General features: G+C 42.2%; 14 protein-coding genes. 12 read left to right on the forward strand and 2 right to left on the reverse strand.

All coding sequences use genetic code 11. The features are described 5' to 3' along the window. Nucleotides 1–182 precede the first annotated feature (182 nt). The 3 genes from glyQ to V7K35_RS07940 all read left to right on the forward strand — a co-directional run bounded on the left by glyQ (nt 183) and on the right by V7K35_RS07940 (nt 6,103). Nucleotides 183–1,061, forward strand: coding sequence for a glycine--tRNA ligase subunit alpha (gene glyQ, locus V7K35_RS07930; protein ID WP_335077804.1), 879 nt, complete (start codon nt 183–185; stop codon nt 1,059–1,061). 694 nt (nt 1,062–1,755) lie between these two features. Beyond that, the gene (locus V7K35_RS07935; protein ID WP_335077806.1) at nt 1,756–4,110 is read left to right on the forward strand and encodes a ComEC/Rec2 family competence protein; all 2,355 of its coding nucleotides are present in this window, start codon (nt 1,756–1,758) and stop codon (nt 4,108–4,110) included. A 325-nt stretch (nt 4,111–4,435) separates the two neighbouring features. Further along, nucleotides 4,436–6,103 (forward strand): alpha-amylase family glycosyl hydrolase, encoded by a 1,668-nt coding sequence (locus V7K35_RS07940; protein ID WP_335077809.1) that lies wholly within the window; start codon nt 4,436–4,438, stop codon nt 6,101–6,103. A gap of 283 nt (nt 6,104–6,386) precedes the next feature. Here V7K35_RS07940 and V7K35_RS07945 read toward each other — a convergent pair whose 3' ends face one another. Continuing rightward, the gene (locus V7K35_RS07945) at nt 6,387–6,560 is read right to left on the reverse strand and encodes a hypothetical protein (RefSeq protein WP_335077811.1); all 174 of its coding nucleotides are present in this window, start codon (nt 6,558–6,560) and stop codon (nt 6,387–6,389) included. A gap of 235 nt (nt 6,561–6,795) precedes the next feature. Between V7K35_RS07945 and rpsO the strand changes: the two genes are divergently transcribed. The 3 genes from rpsO (at nt 6,796) to aroF (ending at nt 8,895) form a co-directional block, all read left to right on the forward strand. Continuing rightward, the gene (rpsO, locus tag V7K35_RS07950; RefSeq protein WP_094348354.1) at nt 6,796–7,065 is read left to right on the forward strand and encodes a 30S ribosomal protein S15; all 270 of its coding nucleotides are present in this window, start codon (nt 6,796–6,798) and stop codon (nt 7,063–7,065) included. Nucleotides 7,066–7,077: 12 nt separating this feature from the next. Then, complete coding sequence (locus V7K35_RS07955; protein ID WP_335077813.1) at nt 7,078–7,548, forward strand: PAM68 family protein; 471 nt, start codon at nt 7,078–7,080, stop codon at nt 7,546–7,548. 288 nt (nt 7,549–7,836) lie between these two features. Continuing rightward, nucleotides 7,837–8,895 carry a 3-deoxy-7-phosphoheptulonate synthase gene (gene aroF / locus V7K35_RS07960; protein ID WP_335077815.1) on the forward strand — a complete coding sequence of 353 codons (1,059 nt, stop codon included), beginning with the start codon at nt 7,837–7,839 and terminating at the stop codon, nt 8,893–8,895. Between the two features lie 129 nt (nt 8,896–9,024). Here aroF and V7K35_RS07965 read toward each other — a convergent pair whose 3' ends face one another. Continuing rightward, entirely contained in the window at nt 9,025–9,777 is a 753-nt protein-coding gene (locus V7K35_RS07965; RefSeq protein WP_335077817.1) for a hypothetical protein, read from the reverse strand. Nucleotide 9,778: 1 nt separating this feature from the next. Here V7K35_RS07965 and V7K35_RS07970 point away from each other — a divergent pair, with 1 nt between their 5' ends. From V7K35_RS07970 to V7K35_RS07995, 6 genes are all read left to right on the forward strand, one after another. Continuing rightward, the gene (locus tag V7K35_RS07970; RefSeq protein WP_335077818.1) at nt 9,779–9,991 is read left to right on the forward strand and encodes a hypothetical protein; all 213 of its coding nucleotides are present in this window, start codon (nt 9,779–9,781) and stop codon (nt 9,989–9,991) included. 279 nt (nt 9,992–10,270) lie between these two features. Further along, entirely contained in the window at nt 10,271–11,620 is a 1,350-nt protein-coding gene (locus tag V7K35_RS07975; RefSeq protein WP_335077820.1) for an FAD-binding oxidoreductase, read from the forward strand. Between the two features lie 56 nt (nt 11,621–11,676). Next, nucleotides 11,677–13,032, forward strand: a complete 1,356-nt coding sequence (locus V7K35_RS07980) for a (Fe-S)-binding protein (protein WP_335077822.1) — start codon at nt 11,677–11,679, stop codon at nt 13,030–13,032. A gap of 446 nt (nt 13,033–13,478) precedes the next feature. Further along, complete coding sequence (locus V7K35_RS07985; RefSeq protein ID WP_335077824.1) at nt 13,479–14,777, forward strand: P-loop NTPase fold protein; 1,299 nt, start codon at nt 13,479–13,481, stop codon at nt 14,775–14,777. A gap of 567 nt (nt 14,778–15,344) precedes the next feature. Further along, on the forward strand, nt 15,345–16,376 hold the full coding sequence (locus V7K35_RS07990; protein WP_335077826.1) for a hypothetical protein: 1,032 nt from the start codon (nt 15,345–15,347) through the stop codon (nt 16,374–16,376). A 17-nt stretch (nt 16,377–16,393) separates the two neighbouring features. Next, nucleotides 16,394–16,637: WD40 repeat domain-containing protein (locus V7K35_RS07995; protein ID WP_335077828.1), on the forward strand; the 244-nt coding region annotated here is incomplete at its 3' end.

A 16,637-nucleotide genomic window follows, 5' to 3' on the forward strand; every position in this document is an offset into this window, starting at 1 on the left:
AAAAGCGTCGCTTTTTAGCTCTTCGCTTCCGGCACTTATTCAATATAGCGAACCTCCTTAAGCTTGTCAACTATTTTTCCAAAAATATTTTGGACCGCTTTTCAGTCCCTTGAAACTGCTCACAGTGACGGGTTGTAGGCAACAATAGTTTATGCACTGTGCTGAGTAAGGAAGGGTGAAGCGTGAATTTTCAGTCGGTAATAGGTTTATTGCATGAGTTTTGGGGCGATCGCGGTTGCTTGATTGCCCAACCTTATGACATTGAGAAGGGGGCAGGTACTAAGAATCCTCAAACATTTTTAAGAGCATTGGGACCGGAACCGTGGGCTGTTGCCTACGTTGAACCGTGTCGTCGTCCGACGGATGGGCGATACGGCGAAAACCCCAACCGCTTCCAACATTATTATCAGTACCAAGTTTTAATCAAACCGTCGCCAGATAATATCCAAGATATTTATCTTGATTCATTAAGGGTTTTAGGTATTCGTCCTGAAGACCACGATATTCGGTTTGTAGAGGATAACTGGGAAGATGCGACAGTGGGAGCTTGGGGCACTGGGTGGGAGGTATGGTTAGATGGGATGGAAATTACTCAATTTACCTACTTCCAACAGTGTGGGGGAATAGATTGCCGTCCTGTGTCGATTGAGATCACATACGGGTTAGAGCGATTGGTGATGTACCTCCAGGAAGTGGAGGCAATTACTAAGATTCATTGGACGGACAACATTACTTATGGTGATGTTTACCTCCAGGGAGAGATTGAGCAGTGTATCTACAACTTTGAAGCGTCAAATCCTGAGTTGCTACTGACACTATTTAATTTATATGAGCAGGAAGCTACCCAATTGACGGAGCGAGGATTGGTCTTGCCTAGTTTAGATTATGTAATGAAGTGTTCGCACACGTTCAATCTGCTGGATGCTAGAGGTGTGATTTCGGTGACGGAGAGAACTCGCTATATTGCCAGGATTCGTCATTTGGCTAGGAGGGTAGCTCATTTATATGTTGAGCAAAGGGAGAAGTTAGGTTTTCCGTTGCTCAAAGATGCCGTGAGTTGAAGAGGAAGCCCGACATCCTAAAGGGTGCGGCTACACGAATTAAGTCTGCTAGGAACAATTGCATATTTGGTCAACGTAACACTTTGTGTTTTATTTATCCAGGACTTACGCAGAATTATGAAAAAACGAACCGCAAAGGACGCAAAGGAATGGAGTTTTAAAGGGTTTCTTGCGTAAGTTCTATTATCCATGCTGTGCTGGGGTTTAAGCTAGGTAATGTCACGCATTTAATTTGCACAACTAGGGCAGGCAAGATGCCCACCCCACAAGAGATTTATTTTTTTGAGGATGCAAATTAAAAGATTTTTAGCTTATATCTTGATGATGTCGCTATTGCTAAAAGTCAGAAATACCGTTAAATCTTGAGTCTAGAACATTAAGGCTATAAGGATAAGGCCCGCATAGGTGGGCTTTGTTTGTATAAACTTGATGGACTATACTTCACCACAAGCATAAAAATTTTCGGAGTTGCTGATTAAAGAGATGAAAAGCTCACGCAGAGAGAAGTTTGAGCAGCGGAAGCCACCGCTCAAAACTTCAATAGGCGCTCCAGGCGCAGATAATAAGAGTTTGAAATATTTGATTTTTGAATTTCATAGCCAATTTTAGCAACGCCGATTTTTCTCTATTGCTACCCTAGCTATTTTTAAGTTATATCAAGTTCGGGTTGTCAGGTGCTTTTACAAAAAATCTTATGATTCAAACCAGTGGTGTAATTATTTGTCTTGGCTACATTTTCGGGTTGCTGTTTACAGCAGTTCCTTGGGGTGGTGTGTGGATTTTGGTTCTGGGGATAGTGGGAGCAATTCTTTTTAGAAGACGTACCGCTTCACGGCAACTTGCCCAGAAACCAGAAAATGCTGGAGGCAAAAATAAGGTAGTGCCCAACACTTGGCAAACTACTCCCCATGCTCGAATATGGCTAGCTGCTGGCTTAGTGGGATTATTGGCAACTCTATATTTTCAATGGCGAGTGCCGCAACCGGGTGCAAAAGATATTAGTCAGTTTGTCCCGTCTGGAAACAGCAGTAATCAAGAACAACTTGTGATTGTTCGCGGCGAAGTGGCGAGTAATCCCCGCTTGACTCGCAGTCAGCGAGGACAATTTTGGCTGGAAGCGACTCAGTTAGATGAAGTCAAAAATGAAAAAGGTTCAGCAGGTGTCCCAAAAGGGGTGACAGGCAAATTGTATGTGACAGTGCCTATACTTCAGGCTACTGGGTTATACCCTAGTCAACAGATTGCTGTGACTGGAATTTTGTACAAACCAAAGGCGGCTTCTAATCCTGGTGGTTTCGACTTTCAGAAGTTTCTCAAGCAAGAAGGAACGTTTGCTGGTTTGATTGGGCGACAAATAAATGTTTTGGATCAGGAACGGAAATGGGGATGGTGGCAAATTCGGGAGCGAATTGTGCGATCGCAAGTTCGTTGGTTGGGTATCCCGGAAGGGCCTCTTGTGAGTGCAATGGTTTTAGGTAGCAAAGCTGTAGATTTACCCTACGATATCCGCGACTTGTTTGTACAAGCAGGATTAGCTCATGCTTTAGCAGCCTCCGGCTTCCAAACTTCCTTGATTTTGAGTGTGATATTACAGTTAACTAGACGGGCAAAAAAAGTAACGCAATTTACCCTTGGCTTTTTGGCTTTAATCATTTTTCTGAGTTTAACAGGTTTTCAACCTGCGGTACTCAGAGCCGTAATTATGGGTTTTGCGGCATTAATTGGTTTGCTATTAAAAAGAAAGGTAAAACAGTTGGGATCATTACTATTAGCAGCAACTCTGTTATTAGTATTTAATCCTCTATGGATTTGGGATTTAGGTTTTCAATTGAGTTTTTTAGCAACACTGGGATTAGTCGTAACAGTACCTGCATTAGTCAACCGTCTAGCATGGCTACCACCTGCGATCGCTGCTTTGATTGCCGTTCCCTTAGCTGCAACTCTTTGGACTTTACCTGTACAACTTTTTGTATTTGGAGTTGTACCATCTTATAGTTTGTTGCTGAATGTGGTTAGTACTCCATTAATTTCGATCATTAGTATAGGTGGAATCATCAGTGCTTTAGCAGCTTTAATTTGGATTGAGGCAGGAAGCTTCCTGGCTGGGGTGTTGCATTACCCTACTGATTGGCTAATTAAACTAGTGGAATTTTTTAGCAAGTTACCAGGAAATTCTGTTGCTGTAGGCAGCATATCTACTTGGCAGCTTCTGGCGATTTACGTTTTGATTATATTGGTTTGGCTAGTGCCTTGGTGGCAGCGGCGGTGGTGGTTTGCTAATGTGATTGCGATTGCTTTAGTATTTATCCCCCTTTGGCATTCTACAAATACATTGTTTCGGATAACGGTATTAGAATCTGGTACCGAACCAATTGTAGTTGTTCAAGATAGAGGTACTGTAACTGTAATTAATAGTGGGGATGAAGGGACTGGACGTTTCACAATCCTACCATTTTTACAACAGCAGGGTGTAAATCAAATCACTTGGGCGATCGCAACTGATTTCCAAGGCAATGAAAGTAATGCTTGGTTGGAATTACTACAACGTTTACCAATCAAAAATTTTTCTGAATATTCCCCTAAGCCAGAAAATTCTATTGCAACTCAGGCAATTCAACAAGAATTACAAAAGTATCAGGGAGCTTACCAACCGCTGGCAGTTGGTCAAACTGTGGAAACTGGTTCAATAGTGGCACAATTAATCAACGAGCAATTACCCATATTACGATTGCAAATTTTAGATCAGAATTGGTTATTAGTCGGTAATATCAAGTCTAAAGAGATACAAAAACTAGTTAAAAATGGAAGTTTGCCTCATCCACAAGTGCTGTGGTGTGCCCCTCAGTCATTAAAAGATTTAGTTATTGCTTTGAAACCAGAAGTAGCGATCGCTTCTTCGGCTAACTTTGATCCAAAAGTTTTATCTGAACTGAATCCAAGCCAAACTAAACTATTTTTTACAGGACGAGATGGGGCTATTCAATGGACACCTAATGGTCAGTTTGAGGCATTTATTGAAGCGGCAGAAAATAAGTCTTCTATATTATAAAGAATTCACAACGAAGTAAATTTAAAAGTATAATATTTCTTTTTAAGCAAGACTACTAAAGATAGATGTATAGTCATTCGCAAGGAAGTAAACTCTCGAAAGGTATCAGGAAGCAGATAAGTTTCTATTCTCATAGGACTTACGCAAAAATTGCCAACTTCGCTTAATTTATCGAACCGCCAAGACGAGGCAGTGCGTTGGGCGGCTCTGCCGACTTGAAGCAACTGCCGTGCCAAGAGCGCCGAGAATTCGCAGAGTGTGCGTAAGTCCTATCTCATACCTGGTGACTGGGATTACTCACTGGAAGATATATTAAAAAAAGAAAATGGGAAGTTTAATTGAATTTACGTTGTTTGCTCCTCGTAACAAAGGAGCAGCTTTAATTGGGTCTTTTTCTGACTGGAAAGAAATCCCAATGGAAAAAAGTGAAGATGGTTACTTCCGCACTCAAGTAAAACTGGAAGACGGCATTTATCAATATAAATTTCGTCTTCAAACCAAAAGCCCAAATTTTGTACTTGATGAATTGATAGATGTTATTGATCCTAATGCAACAGATGTTAATGAAACAGAAAAATTCAGCATGGTGCAGATTAAAAATGGCCAACGCATTATTGATACTTACGTTTGGCAACATGACGATAAACCGTTGCCTGACAATCGGGAATTAGTCATATATGAAATGCACGTTGCAGATTTTACTGGTGATGAGGTTGGCCTTGAAAAACGAGGCAAATATTTAGGGATAATTGCCAAGTTAGATTATCTAGTTAAATTGGGAGTTAATGCAATTGAATTAATGCCAGTTAATGAGTATCCCGGTAACTATAGCTGGGGCTATAAAGTCCGCCACTTCTTTGCTACAGAATCTAGTTACGGTTCAACAGAAGATTTAAAACGATTAATAGATGAGTGTCATGCTAGAGGCATTCGCGTTTTTATGGATGGAATTTATAACCATACCGATGAAGAATGCCCGTTAATGCTGATTGACCGGAATTACTGGTATTACGAATACATGCATTATCCTGAAGACCCAGATAATTATTGGGGGCCAGAGTTTAACTATGATAATTATGATAAAAAATTAAATGTTAAACCCGCATGGAAATACGTTGGAGATGTGGTGCAATTTTTCATTAAGGAGTATCACATTGATGGAATTCGTTTTGATGCAGTGCGCCAATTGGCTAACTTTGAATTTCTCGACTGGATAGCACAGCAAGGGAAAAACCATGCTGCACCCAAGCAGTTTTATAATATTGCTGAACATATTCCCGATACAAAAACTGTAGTCAAGCCAGATGGGCCATTAGATGGTTGTTGGCATGAGAGTTTTCGATACTTTATAGTTCCACATATTTGTGGAGAAACATTTGAAATAGAACAACTAAAGCAAATTTTAGATCCCAAGCAGCAGGGTTATGCGATCGCTACTAATGTGATAAATTATTTGGCAACCCATGATCGCGAACGTCTATTGCGAGAATTAGGCGATCGCGGTATCTTTGACGCAGAAGCATTTAAACGAGTAAAGTTAGCAGCTGTGCTCTTAATGACAGCGATGGGCATACCAATGCTCTGGATGGGAGAAGAGTTTGGCGAATACCAGCTAAAAAGCCAAGATGTAACTAAGCCACAAAAGATTAATTGGTCTTTGTTGTCAGGCGACCAGAATCGTGATTTATTTAAGTATTATCAAAAACTCATTGCTCTACGCAAGCAGAATCTTGCCTTGCAAAGTGACAATATTGAGTTTTTCTACGAAAATGCCGACGATAAAGTGCTGGCTTACACTCGCTGGGATGAACAAAATTCTCGTGTTGTTGTTGTGGCTAATTTTTCTGATCAGAATTTAACTAAATATCAAATTCCAGACTTCCCAATTGCTGAGTATTGGCAAGATTGGTTCCTCAAGGGGGAAGTGGAAGTTGGGAAAGATGGTTTAATCACTGACTTGCCAAGCTATACAGCCAAGATATTTGGGGAGTAGTAGCCAGCCAAATAGTAGATGTAGGTTCTAGTTTAGTGTATTTAACTTTGTTCTTATTGCGCGATCGCTAATCGGCAGTATCCAAACATCGAAATTCTGTAGTTTGGCACTTCTGAGTGTAGAAAATGGAATATTCCATACAATAACTCCGTTGAAGAGTCTTTTATACTCGTTGGCGAGTCTTTGAACTGCGTTAGCGAGTCCTTTATACTCGTCGGCGAGTCTTATTAATTGCTGATTGTAAATATTCTCCGCATTATTGCGGTTTGGCTAGAGAATAAGATCATTTTAATAGGATTAATTGCAAAGGGTGCATCCGCTCTCCTGCTGACTCTGCTTGCAACAGCCGTTGGTAAAGACTTAGTAATGTTCCAGCTCGGTGTTTGTTAAAAAGTAAGCGATCGCCTCTTATATCAACTCTTGCAACAACGCCTATAAATTCTTGTGAAAATCGCAATAGTAAGATTGCCGCAGGTATTGCATTGGGAAGCGATCGCAACTATAAATACAATTGGTTATGGATTATACTCACCGTCTCCACTACCAGATGAGACTGGAGTCTGGCTTCTGACTTACTTAGTCTTTTAAAGTGCAACATGTAGCAGCAAAGATGATTCCACATCCAGTTTGATGGCTGTGATATTATGGGAGACTGCTACATACATTTAGAAAAACTAGAAATTGAATCGATCATGGCTCTGACGCAACTGCGGAAACAAGAAATAATTTCCAACTACCAAGTTCACGAAACCGACACGGGTTCGGCCGATGTCCAAGTTGCCATGCTAACTGAGCGCATTAACCGCCTCAGCGAACATCTCCAGGCAAATAAAAAAGACCATTCTTCTCGGCGAGGACTGTTGAAGCTAATTGGTCAGCGTAAGCGTCTTCTAGCCTATATATCGCAGGAAAGCCGGGAAAAGTATTTAGCTTTGATCGCTCGCCTCGGTATTCGTGGATAGGAACTAGCGCTTATGTCTGCTGAAGAATCTGAACGCAGTCGCTTACCCTTTGAACCAAATAAAAAGCGCCAAAAACCCGCAAAAACTCAAAGTAAACCAGCAGCGCAGCCACAAGAATCTGGGAAACAGGCTGATAAAAAACAGACTTACACCAAACAAGAGATGGCTATTCCTCAAGTAGTCAGCCAGAGGATGATCCGACGGGTAGCTGTGTTCTGTGGTGTACCAACAGCTTTAGGCATTACCACCCTGGTTGTCAGCTATCTGCTTGCTATCTACTCCCACATCCAACTAGCTCCCATCGCCGTGTTATTGGTAAATATGGGATTATTTGGTTTGGGGGTCTTAGGGATAAGTTATGGCGTTCTCTCTGCCTCTTGGGATGAAGAAAGAGTCGGAAGTTTGCTGGGTTTGGGTGAATTCAACACCAATTGGGGACGAATGGTGGGAGCTTGGCGCGAAACTCGGCAAAAAAACTCCTAATGAACGGCGCTCAGGTATTAGATAACTACGGTATTGGGTAAATAAAGAAGTGAATGTTGAAGTTGAAATTTTATAACTTCAACATTACTAACAAAAATTATTATATAATTTTTATACCCTATATCCAGTTTTTTAACAGTAAAATCACTGACTGAGCGTCAAGCTACTGACTGAGTGGTATATTTTATAAATAAATTTTCTTTTTAACTATTCGTAATTAGGGCAATAGGCAATAATAAAGTCAGCCAATTTACAGAAAAATTTACTCAATTAATCAGGAATTTTCACATGATTATAGTAATGAAGAGTGGTTCCCCAGAGGCGGAAATAAACCGCATTGATCAGGAACTAACTAGCTGGGGGTTAACTCCAGAAAAAATTATTGGTCAACACAAAGTAGTTATTGGTCTAGTAGGTGAAACCGCCAACTTAGATCCATTACAAATTCAAGAACTTAACCCCTGGATTGAGCAGGTGTTGCGAGTAGAGCAGCCTTACAAACGAGCCAGCCGCCAGTACCGCCACGGCGAAGCTTCGGAAGTGGTGGTTAATACTCCCAATGGAGCGGTGGTCTTTGGTGAACACCAACCTTTGGTAGTCGTTGCCGGCCCCTGCTCCGTAGAAAATGAAGAAATGATTGTGGAGACGGCACGGCGCGTCAAGACGGCTGGAGCCACATTTTTGCGAGGAGGGGCTTACAAACCCCGGACTTCACCTTACGCCTTCCAAGGACACGGCGAGAGTGCTTTGGATTTGTTGGCGAAGGCGCGGGAAGTCAGTGGACTAGGTATTATTACAGAAGTGATGGATGCCGCTGACCTAGATAAAATTGCCGAAATTGCTGACGTGATCCAGGTGGGGGCAAGGAATATGCAGAATTTCTCTTTGCTTAAAAAAGTGGGAGCGCAGGCGAAACCAGTTCTCTTGAAGCGGGGAATGGCGGCTACTATTGAAGATTGGTTGATGGCAGCTGAGTATATTCTGGCATCCGGTAATCCCAATGTAATCTTGTGTGAAAGGGGAATACGCACCTTTGACCGCCAGTATACGCGAAATACACTGGATTTATCGGTAGTGCCAGTGTTGCGAAAGCTGACTCACCTACCAATTATGATTGACCCCAGTCACGGCGTAGGTTGGTCTGAGTTTGTGCCTTCAATGGCAATGGCTGCGATCGCAGCTGGCACCGATTCCCTGATGATAGAGGTTCACCCCAACCCTGCCAAAGCCTTATCTGATGGGCCTCAATCTCTGACACCAGACCGTTTCGATAACTTGATGCAAGAATTATCAGTTATTGGTAAGGCGGTAGGACGTTGGCAGCAACCAGCAGTGGTTTTAGCTTAAAATTTTGAAAATGCTAAGTAGCTAGGTGTAAAGAAATTAAAGTTTATAGTCAGGATTTTAGTCTTGATAAACCTCAAGCAGTTGATTTTGCTGACTAGAAATTTGATCGTGGACGATCACTTAGGTTCGTTATACACGTCGATCACGTTTGATGTCGCCAACAACTTTTTCCAAAATCCAGTTCTCTAATTTATCTGGGTTTAATTGTTGCTGATGTGTAATCAACCGATTGGCAATTTCTTCATTGCCACTGATTAAATTAAGAAGTTCTTTATACAATGGATTATTTTTGGATACTCCTTTTGGTTTACTAGGTTGCCTCTTCATTTTTTTGAGGTCTGGTAATGGTGTATCTGAGGGTGGAGATAGAGAAAGTTCTGTTTGTGTTTGTGGTGTTTTTGAACGTAGTTGTTCTTGTGGTTTTTTGAGCTTCAAGTCACTAATAACTTGTTTTAAAAGCCAGTTCTCAGATTTACCTGGGCACAATTGGCGCTGTTTTACCAGTAATTGATTAGCTATCTTTACGTTGTTGGTTAGAGCAATTAATTCACTGTGCAAATATTTGTTGTTAATGTCTATTTCCTCTTGAGTTACTTTGAATTGCAAAGGTAGTGGCGATATTGATTGCTGGGGAACTTTAGCTTTTAGTTTTGATGTATCTATCCCATGTTTTTTAAGTAGTAATTCATACTCATTGATAGCTTGTCTAAAAAGCTCTACAGATTCTTGGTAGCCGTTTACAGACTGCTTAAATAGTTCTGTGGATTTTCGGTACTGTTCCAAAGCTTTCCTCTGAAGCCAAATCTTGATAATGCATATAACCAGCAAGAGGAATGCAACAAATAAAGCAATCTGTAGCTGAAGGATGAGGGTAAGCTGCATAATGAATTTTGAGTTGGTGGTACAACTCTACAAATACGGGGAATCTCTAGGTGAAGACATCAGAAGAATCCCCGTATTTGTTTCACCCTCATCTATGACAACAGTAATTTATCCTGAGCAAAAAGCATATGTGATTAGTTGTGATGCTGAAGCGATCGCGATCGCTAAAAAACTGGCAGCTGAATTTGTCAAAGGAGATTCAGAAGGCTATTAGTAGCGGCGTCTACCTTATGAAGAGGTAAAAAAGTTCTCTGCTAGCTGGTTATGGGGAATCACTGCACCCAACGAATATTGAGGGGTGTTTGTTTCCAATACCACCTCATAAAAGTGATCAACCTGAGAGATTAAACTTGCAACTGCCGATAAAAAAGACCTATGGAAACAGAACTCGCAAGTGAATTAGCCACCATGTATTAATGGCAATGCGCTTTTTTAATCAGGTTAGCCAGTAAATTAGATGTAGGGTGAGAAAAAATAATACTGAATCAAAGCGATGTCTAACGACAAGCCGCAAGGCGTCTACGCTTCTTATTTTGCATCTATCGTCGGCGAAGAAAATGCTGTCTGCCTTTGGGAAAACATCGAACTAGGTCAGCAAAAACGTATCCAACAGGCGATCGCTTCTGGACATCCTCCCAGTTGTATCGTTTATCCCCGCAGCCAACAACAGCTAGCAGCAGTCATTGCCACAGCTTACAGTAACAACTGGCGTGTCCTCCCCTGCGGTAATAGTAGTAAACTCAACTGGGGTGGTTTAGTCCAGGGCATTGATGTTGTAGTCAGTACAGAGCGGATCAACCAACTGATTGAACACGCTGTTGGCGATTTGACAATCACGGTAGAAGCTGGGATGAAATTCTCTGATCTCCAAGCACTTTTGGCAAAGTCGCGGCAATTTCTTGCTCTTGACCCCACAGCACCAGAGTTAGCAACCATTGGCGGTATTGTTGCTACAGGTGATACAGGTTCTCTGCGGCAACGTTATGGTAGTGTGCGCGACCAGTTACTAGGTATTACTTTTGTCCGTGCTGATGGACAAATCGCCAAAGCTGGGGGAAGAGTAGTTAAAAATGTTGCCGGATATGACTTGATGAAGTTGCTTACTGGGTCGTATGGCACATTAGGCTTTATTAGTCAACTAACTTTTCGGCTGTATCCGCTAGCTGAGGCATCGGAGACGGTGGTACTAACTGGTACGGCGGAGGCTGTATCCCAAGCAGCTGATATTCTTCGAGGTTCGGCGTTAACACCAGTCCAAGCTGATTTGCTATCAACTAAACTGGTGTCCAGCTTAGGTTTGGGTGAAGGGCTGGGATTAATTGCTCGTTTTCAAAGTATTAGTGAGAGTGTTAAGGAACAGTCAAACCGAGTTTTGGAAGTAGGGCAAAAGTTGGGGTTAGATGGGGCTATTTATGTAGATGATGATGAGGCTAGTCTATGGCAGAGATTGCAAGAACGAATACATTATACTGCCACAGAATCTGTAATTACCTGCAAAATAGGAGTGTTACCTACTGCTGCCGTGGAGATTTTGACTCACGTAGAGTTAGGTTTAATTCACATTGGTAGTGGTTTAGGTTTGTTACAATTAGAGGGTAAAAATCAGGTTCTGAAAGTGCGCGATGAGCTACGCTCCGCTGGAAGCGATGCCTACGGCGGGCTGCGCCTACGCACTCAAGCTAATAGAGGTTTTTTAACAATTCTGGAAGCACCAGTGGCGGTTAAAGAACAAATAGATGTTTGGGGCTATACGGGGAATGCTTTGCCGCTGATGCGTCGGATTAAAGAACAGTTTGATAGTAAAAATATTTTAAGTCCTGGTCGGTTTGTGGGTGGGATTTAAGAAACTAACCGCAGAGACGCTGAGGGCGCTGAGATAGAGAGGGGAGAAAAATAATTATGCAAGTTTCAGAAAATTCTGTTAATAATACGGCTAGTTTAAAGAATTTGAAGGGGTTTGATGAGAGTCATCCGCCTGACCCGAAGTTGATTGATAGTTGTGTACATTGTGGGTTTTGTCTCTCGACTTGTCCCAGTTATCGGGTACTTGGGAAGGAGATGGATTCTCCTAGAGGACGCGTCTATTTGATGGATGCAATTAATGAGGGTGAGATTGCTTTAAACACAGCAACTGTAGAACATTTTGATTCTTGTTTAGGCTGTCTTGCTTGTGTAAGTACTTGTCCTTCCGGTGTGCAGTATGACAAGTTAATATCTGCAACTCGTCACCAAGTTGAACGGAATTATCCCCGCAGTTTGCCAGACCAATTTTTTCGTCAACTGATATTTTCTTTGTTTCCCTATCCAAACCTTTTACGGGTTTTACTAGTTCCGTTGTTGGTTTATCAAAAGTTGGGTTTTGCTAAATTCTTTCGCGCTACAGGTTTACTCAATAAAATATCGCCCCGTTTGGCAGCAATGGAATCGATTCTGCCAGAAATTACTCTTAAATCTTTTCAAGATAATTTGCCTACTGTCATTCGCGCCCAAGGTGAGAAGCGCTACCGAGTTGGGGTAATTTTGGGATGCGTGCAACGGCTGTTTTTCTCCCCAGTGAATGAAGCAACGGTGCGGGTTTTAACGGCGAATGGTTGTGAAGTTGTGATTCCAAAATCTCAAGGTTGTTGTGCAGCGCTTCCCGAACACCAAGGACAAACAGAACAGGCGAAAGCTTTAGCAAGGCAAATGATTGATAGTTTTGCCAATACTGATGTAGATTTCGTAATTATCAATGCTGCTGGTTGCGGTCATACTTTGAAAGAATACGGTCACATTTTAGAAGATGACCTAGAATATCGGCAAAAGGCGAAGGATTTTGCAGCTAAAGTTAAAGATGCTCAAGAGTTTTTGGCAACTGTTGGGTTAACAGCGAAACTTTCACCACTGACTGATAAACCCTTGAATTTAGTTTATCAAGATGCTTGTCATTTATTGCATGGACAAAAAATTAGCGTGCAACCACGTCAGGTATTGCGACAAATTCCAGGGGTGAAGTTGAGAGAACCAATAGACGCGGCTTTGTGTTGTGGTAGCGCTGGGGTTTACAATATGCTGCAACCGGAAGTTTCTGAAGAATTGGGTCGGCAAAAAGTGCAGAATTTGTTGAATACTGGTGCTGAGTTAATTGCTTCTGCTAATCCAGGGTGTACTTTGCAAATTACGAAGCATTTGCAGTTGCAAGGTAAGAAGATGTCAGTTATTCACCCGATGGAGTTGTTGGATTATTCGATTCGGGGTGAGAAGTTGGAATTGTAAACTTAAGCTAAAACCTCGTTAAAACCTCGTTTCCAGCCAGAGGCTGGAAATGCTCATCATTGCGGCTCTGCCGCTAATAAACGAGGCGTAGCCTCTCATTAGGCATTCCCAGTCAGAGACTGTGAACGAGACAAACCTCTCCCTGCCTTAAACTAAAGTTCAAGTCTGTCCCTCTCCGAGTCGGAGAGGGACGGTTTTTACGTAGTAAAACCAGGGAGAGGTCTTTAAAACCTCGTTTCTAGCCTCTGGTTGGAAATGCTCCTTATTGGGCTGCTGCGGCAAGTCAAGAGGCAGAGCCTCTTATAGGCATTCCCAGTCTTTAACTGGGAACTAGATATAGTCCTTAATCAGCCGCCTTGAAGAAGTTTTTTCCGAAATAACGGCTTTGTCGTCTGTATAATCACTGAAATGGGCAAGAGTGTCAGCCTAATTTCGGGTGATTTGTGATGAAACTAGATTTAGTCAGGTTTTTTCAAGCTTGCAACCCCAGTAAGACTCTAGTTGTGAGCAAACCGGAAGATAGACAATATTATATTGATTTCTCCAAAGTGCGTGGGGCTAAGATTATTGAAGAATTAGGGCGAACTATTACCCGCCTTGCACCGGAACAATCTACCTGTCAATTGTTTACCGGACATATCGGCTGTGGCAAATCCACTGAGTTACTGCGGCTCAAAGCAGAGTTAGAGCAGCAGGGATTTCATGTGGTTTATTTTGAGTCTAGCCAAAGCCTGGATATGGCTGATATTGATGTTACAGATATTTTACTGGCAGTAGCTCGTGAAGTTAGCCAAAGTTTGGAAACAATAAAAATTAATCTCAAGCCAGGATACTTTCAAACTCTGTTTACTGAACTTGGTGAATTTTTGCAAACGCCGATAGAACTTGGGGGAGAGTTATCTGTAGGTATTGCCAAAATTACTGCCAAAACTAAAGATAGTCCCAAGCTTCGCGGGCAGTTACGGCAATATTTAGAACCGCGTACTAATGGCATTTTAGAATCAATTAACAAAGAATTGCTCAAGCCTGCTAGAGAAAAACTCAAGCAGCAAGGTAAAAAAGGACTGGTGGTAATTATAGATAATCTCGACCGAGTGGATAATTCTTTAAAGCCTTCCGGTCATTACCAGCCAGAATATCTCTTTGTGGAACGCGGTGAACAGTTAAACCAGCTAAATTGTCATGTTGTTTATACTATTCCCCTAGTGTTGATTTTTTCCAACGCTTTAGGAAGGTTAACAAATCGCTTCGGGGTAGACCCCAAGGTTTTACCAATGGTTCCTGTGCAACTACAGGATGGTTCACAATTTTCACAAGGAATCACGCTGCTGCAACAGATGGTTATGGCGAGGGCTTTTCCTGGTGTGAGTTGGGAACAAAGCCGAAATTTAATTACTGAGGTTTTTGATAGTCCTGATACTTTAGAAAGGCTGTGCTTAGTTAGCGGCGGTCATTTGCGTAATTTGCTGATGTTATTATTTCGCTGTCTTCAGCAAGAAGACCCACCTTTGTCGCGAGAGTGCGTAAATAGAGTAATTAAACAACGCCGCAATGAACTAATTTTAGCAATTACGCCCGATGAATGGGAATCACTGCGTGAGGTGGCGGAAGAGAAAAGCTTGAGAGGTCATGAAAGATACGAACTTTTGCTCCGCAGTATGTTTGTATTTGAATACCGGAATGAGGATGGTTCTTGGTTTGATGTCAATCCGATTTTGGCTGAAGCCAAGGAATTTAGGTTATGAATCGGCTGTAGGGGCGTACAGATGTCATTGGTGTCAACTTAAGCCAAAACACTCTCGTGTTTCTCTCGTTTCCAGCCAGAGGCTGGAAATGCACCTCATTGCGGCTCTGCCGCTAATAAACGAGGCGGAGCCTCACAGTGAGCATTTCCAGCTATAAACTGGGAACGAAAGAATAACGTTAAGCATCTCAGTCGTGACGGGAGCGATATCTGTCGCGACGGGAGCGATATCTGTCGCGACGGGAGCGATATCTGTCGCGACGGGAGCGGTATCTGTCGCGACGGGAGCGATATCTGTCGCGACGGGAGCGGTATCTGTCGCGACGGGAGCGGTATCTGTCGCGACGGGAGCGGTATCTGTCGCGACGGGAGCGGTATTTGTCGCGACGGGAGCGGTATCTGTCGCGACGGGAGCGATGTCAGTAGAGTGTATTATCGCGTTAGCGCAACGCACCATCAATAATTAAAGGTGCATTAGCCTACGGCATAACACACTCTACTGGCGAATGTCATTTACTTACATGATGTAATCATATAAACAGCTACTATAAAGTAAATTATCTATGTTATGAGTAATCAGCAAGAGCCAGAAAATTTAGCCTTTGACAATGAACGTTCATTGCAAACTCTGGTGCGAACAATTACCCTTTCTCAGGGAGAATTTTCGCTGATTTTGCTGCGTTGTAACTATGCTGTTTTACGTCAGCGCATGGTGGAACGCCTGCGCCAATTATCTCCTGTACACATTCACGAAATTATCCTACCTGCATCGGTCAAAACCCTTTACACAAATATACGCGAACAACTCTTAAATGAACAGCCATCAGTATTAATGGTTTTTGGTTTGGAGTCGATTAAAGATATTGATACAGTTATGACTTCAGCTAACCAAGTGCGGGAGGAATTTAGAAAGAACTTCCCGTTTCCGATATTGTTGTGGGTTAATGACCAAGTTCTACAAAAATTTATTCGATTAGCAACTGATTTAGAGAATTGGGCAACTATCATTGAGTTTGAAAACCCTACCGATGAGTTAGTCAACTTCCTCCAGCAAAAAACTGATGAAATCTTTGCTGGTGATGTAACACCCGATTCCCAAATGTGCCGGGAACTAGAAACCGCTCGTCAGGATTTGCAAAATCGAGGAGAAGTATTAGAAGCAGCACTTCAAGCAAGTTTAGAGTTTGTGCTTGGTTTGAATGATTATTTCCATGACCAGATAGATTCTGCTTTAAGACATTATCACCAAAGCTTGGAGTTCTGGCGAGAAAGTAATCATTTAGAACGACAAGGTATATTACTCGTTAATATTGCTTTGGCGTATAACCGCCAAGCTGAAAAAAATCAGACAGAAAATCAACGCTATTGGCAAGAGTCTAGAAATTACCTTCAGCAAGCTATAAATATTTTTGAACAAGCACGACGTTCAGATTTAGTCGCAAAACATATTACTAAACTGGGTGAAGTGCTGCGACGTTTACAAGCATGGGCAGAGTTGCAAAGCCTTGTTGAAAAATCTCTGCCGCTACATCAAAATTATGGCACGCCGTTGCAGTTGGCTGAAGATTATGGTTTTTTGGCAGAAGTAGCCGCGAGTTAGAATCGCTGGTGGCAGTAATGCACAGTGGGAAAGAGTTAAAAACTTTGGTAAAAGATGGTCGCCCTTTAGAAAAATATCCAGCTATCAGCCCTATTTTTGCTTTGGATAGTATTCTCGATAAAATTAAAGAACGTAACCAGTTCCAAGGGCATCAAGGCTTAGTCAGAAGTGTGAGTTTCAGCCCGGACGGCAAAACCATCGCCACGGCATCAGATGACAAGAGTGCGCGGTTGTGGACGCTCAACGGGCAACTGCTGCAAG

The organism is Nostoc sp., from assembly GCF_036917275.1.
In the GTDB taxonomy this organism is placed as follows: domain Bacteria; phylum Cyanobacteriota; class Cyanobacteriia; order Cyanobacteriales; family Nostocaceae; genus Nostoc.

Bases quoted from the DNA above. Each gene is read 5' to 3' on its own strand.
- V7K35_RS07975 (WP_335077820.1), top strand. From the start codon at position 10,271: ATGTCTAACGACAAGCCGCAAGGCGTCTACGCTTCTTATTTTGCATCT.
- V7K35_RS07935 (WP_335077806.1), top strand. From the start codon at position 1,756: ATGATTCAAACCAGTGGTGTAATTATTTGTCTTGGCTACATTTTCGGG.
- V7K35_RS07955 (WP_335077813.1), top strand. From the start codon at position 7,078: ATGTCTGCTGAAGAATCTGAACGCAGTCGCTTACCCTTTGAACCAAAT.
- V7K35_RS07970 (WP_335077818.1), top strand. From the start codon at position 9,779: ATGAATTTTGAGTTGGTGGTACAACTCTACAAATACGGGGAATCTCTA.
- V7K35_RS07985 (WP_335077824.1), top strand. From the start codon at position 13,479: ATGAAACTAGATTTAGTCAGGTTTTTTCAAGCTTGCAACCCCAGTAAG.
- V7K35_RS07990 (WP_335077826.1), top strand. From the start codon at position 15,345: ATGAGTAATCAGCAAGAGCCAGAAAATTTAGCCTTTGACAATGAACGT.
- V7K35_RS07940 (WP_335077809.1), top strand. From the start codon at position 4,436: ATGGGAAGTTTAATTGAATTTACGTTGTTTGCTCCTCGTAACAAAGGA.
- V7K35_RS07965 (WP_335077817.1), bottom strand. From the start codon at position 9,777: ATGCAGCTTACCCTCATCCTTCAGCTACAGATTGCTTTATTTGTTGCA.
- rpsO (WP_094348354.1), top strand. From the start codon at position 6,796: ATGGCTCTGACGCAACTGCGGAAACAAGAAATAATTTCCAACTACCAA.
- V7K35_RS07980 (WP_335077822.1), top strand. From the start codon at position 11,677: ATGCAAGTTTCAGAAAATTCTGTTAATAATACGGCTAGTTTAAAGAAT.
- aroF (WP_335077815.1), top strand. From the start codon at position 7,837: ATGATTATAGTAATGAAGAGTGGTTCCCCAGAGGCGGAAATAAACCGC.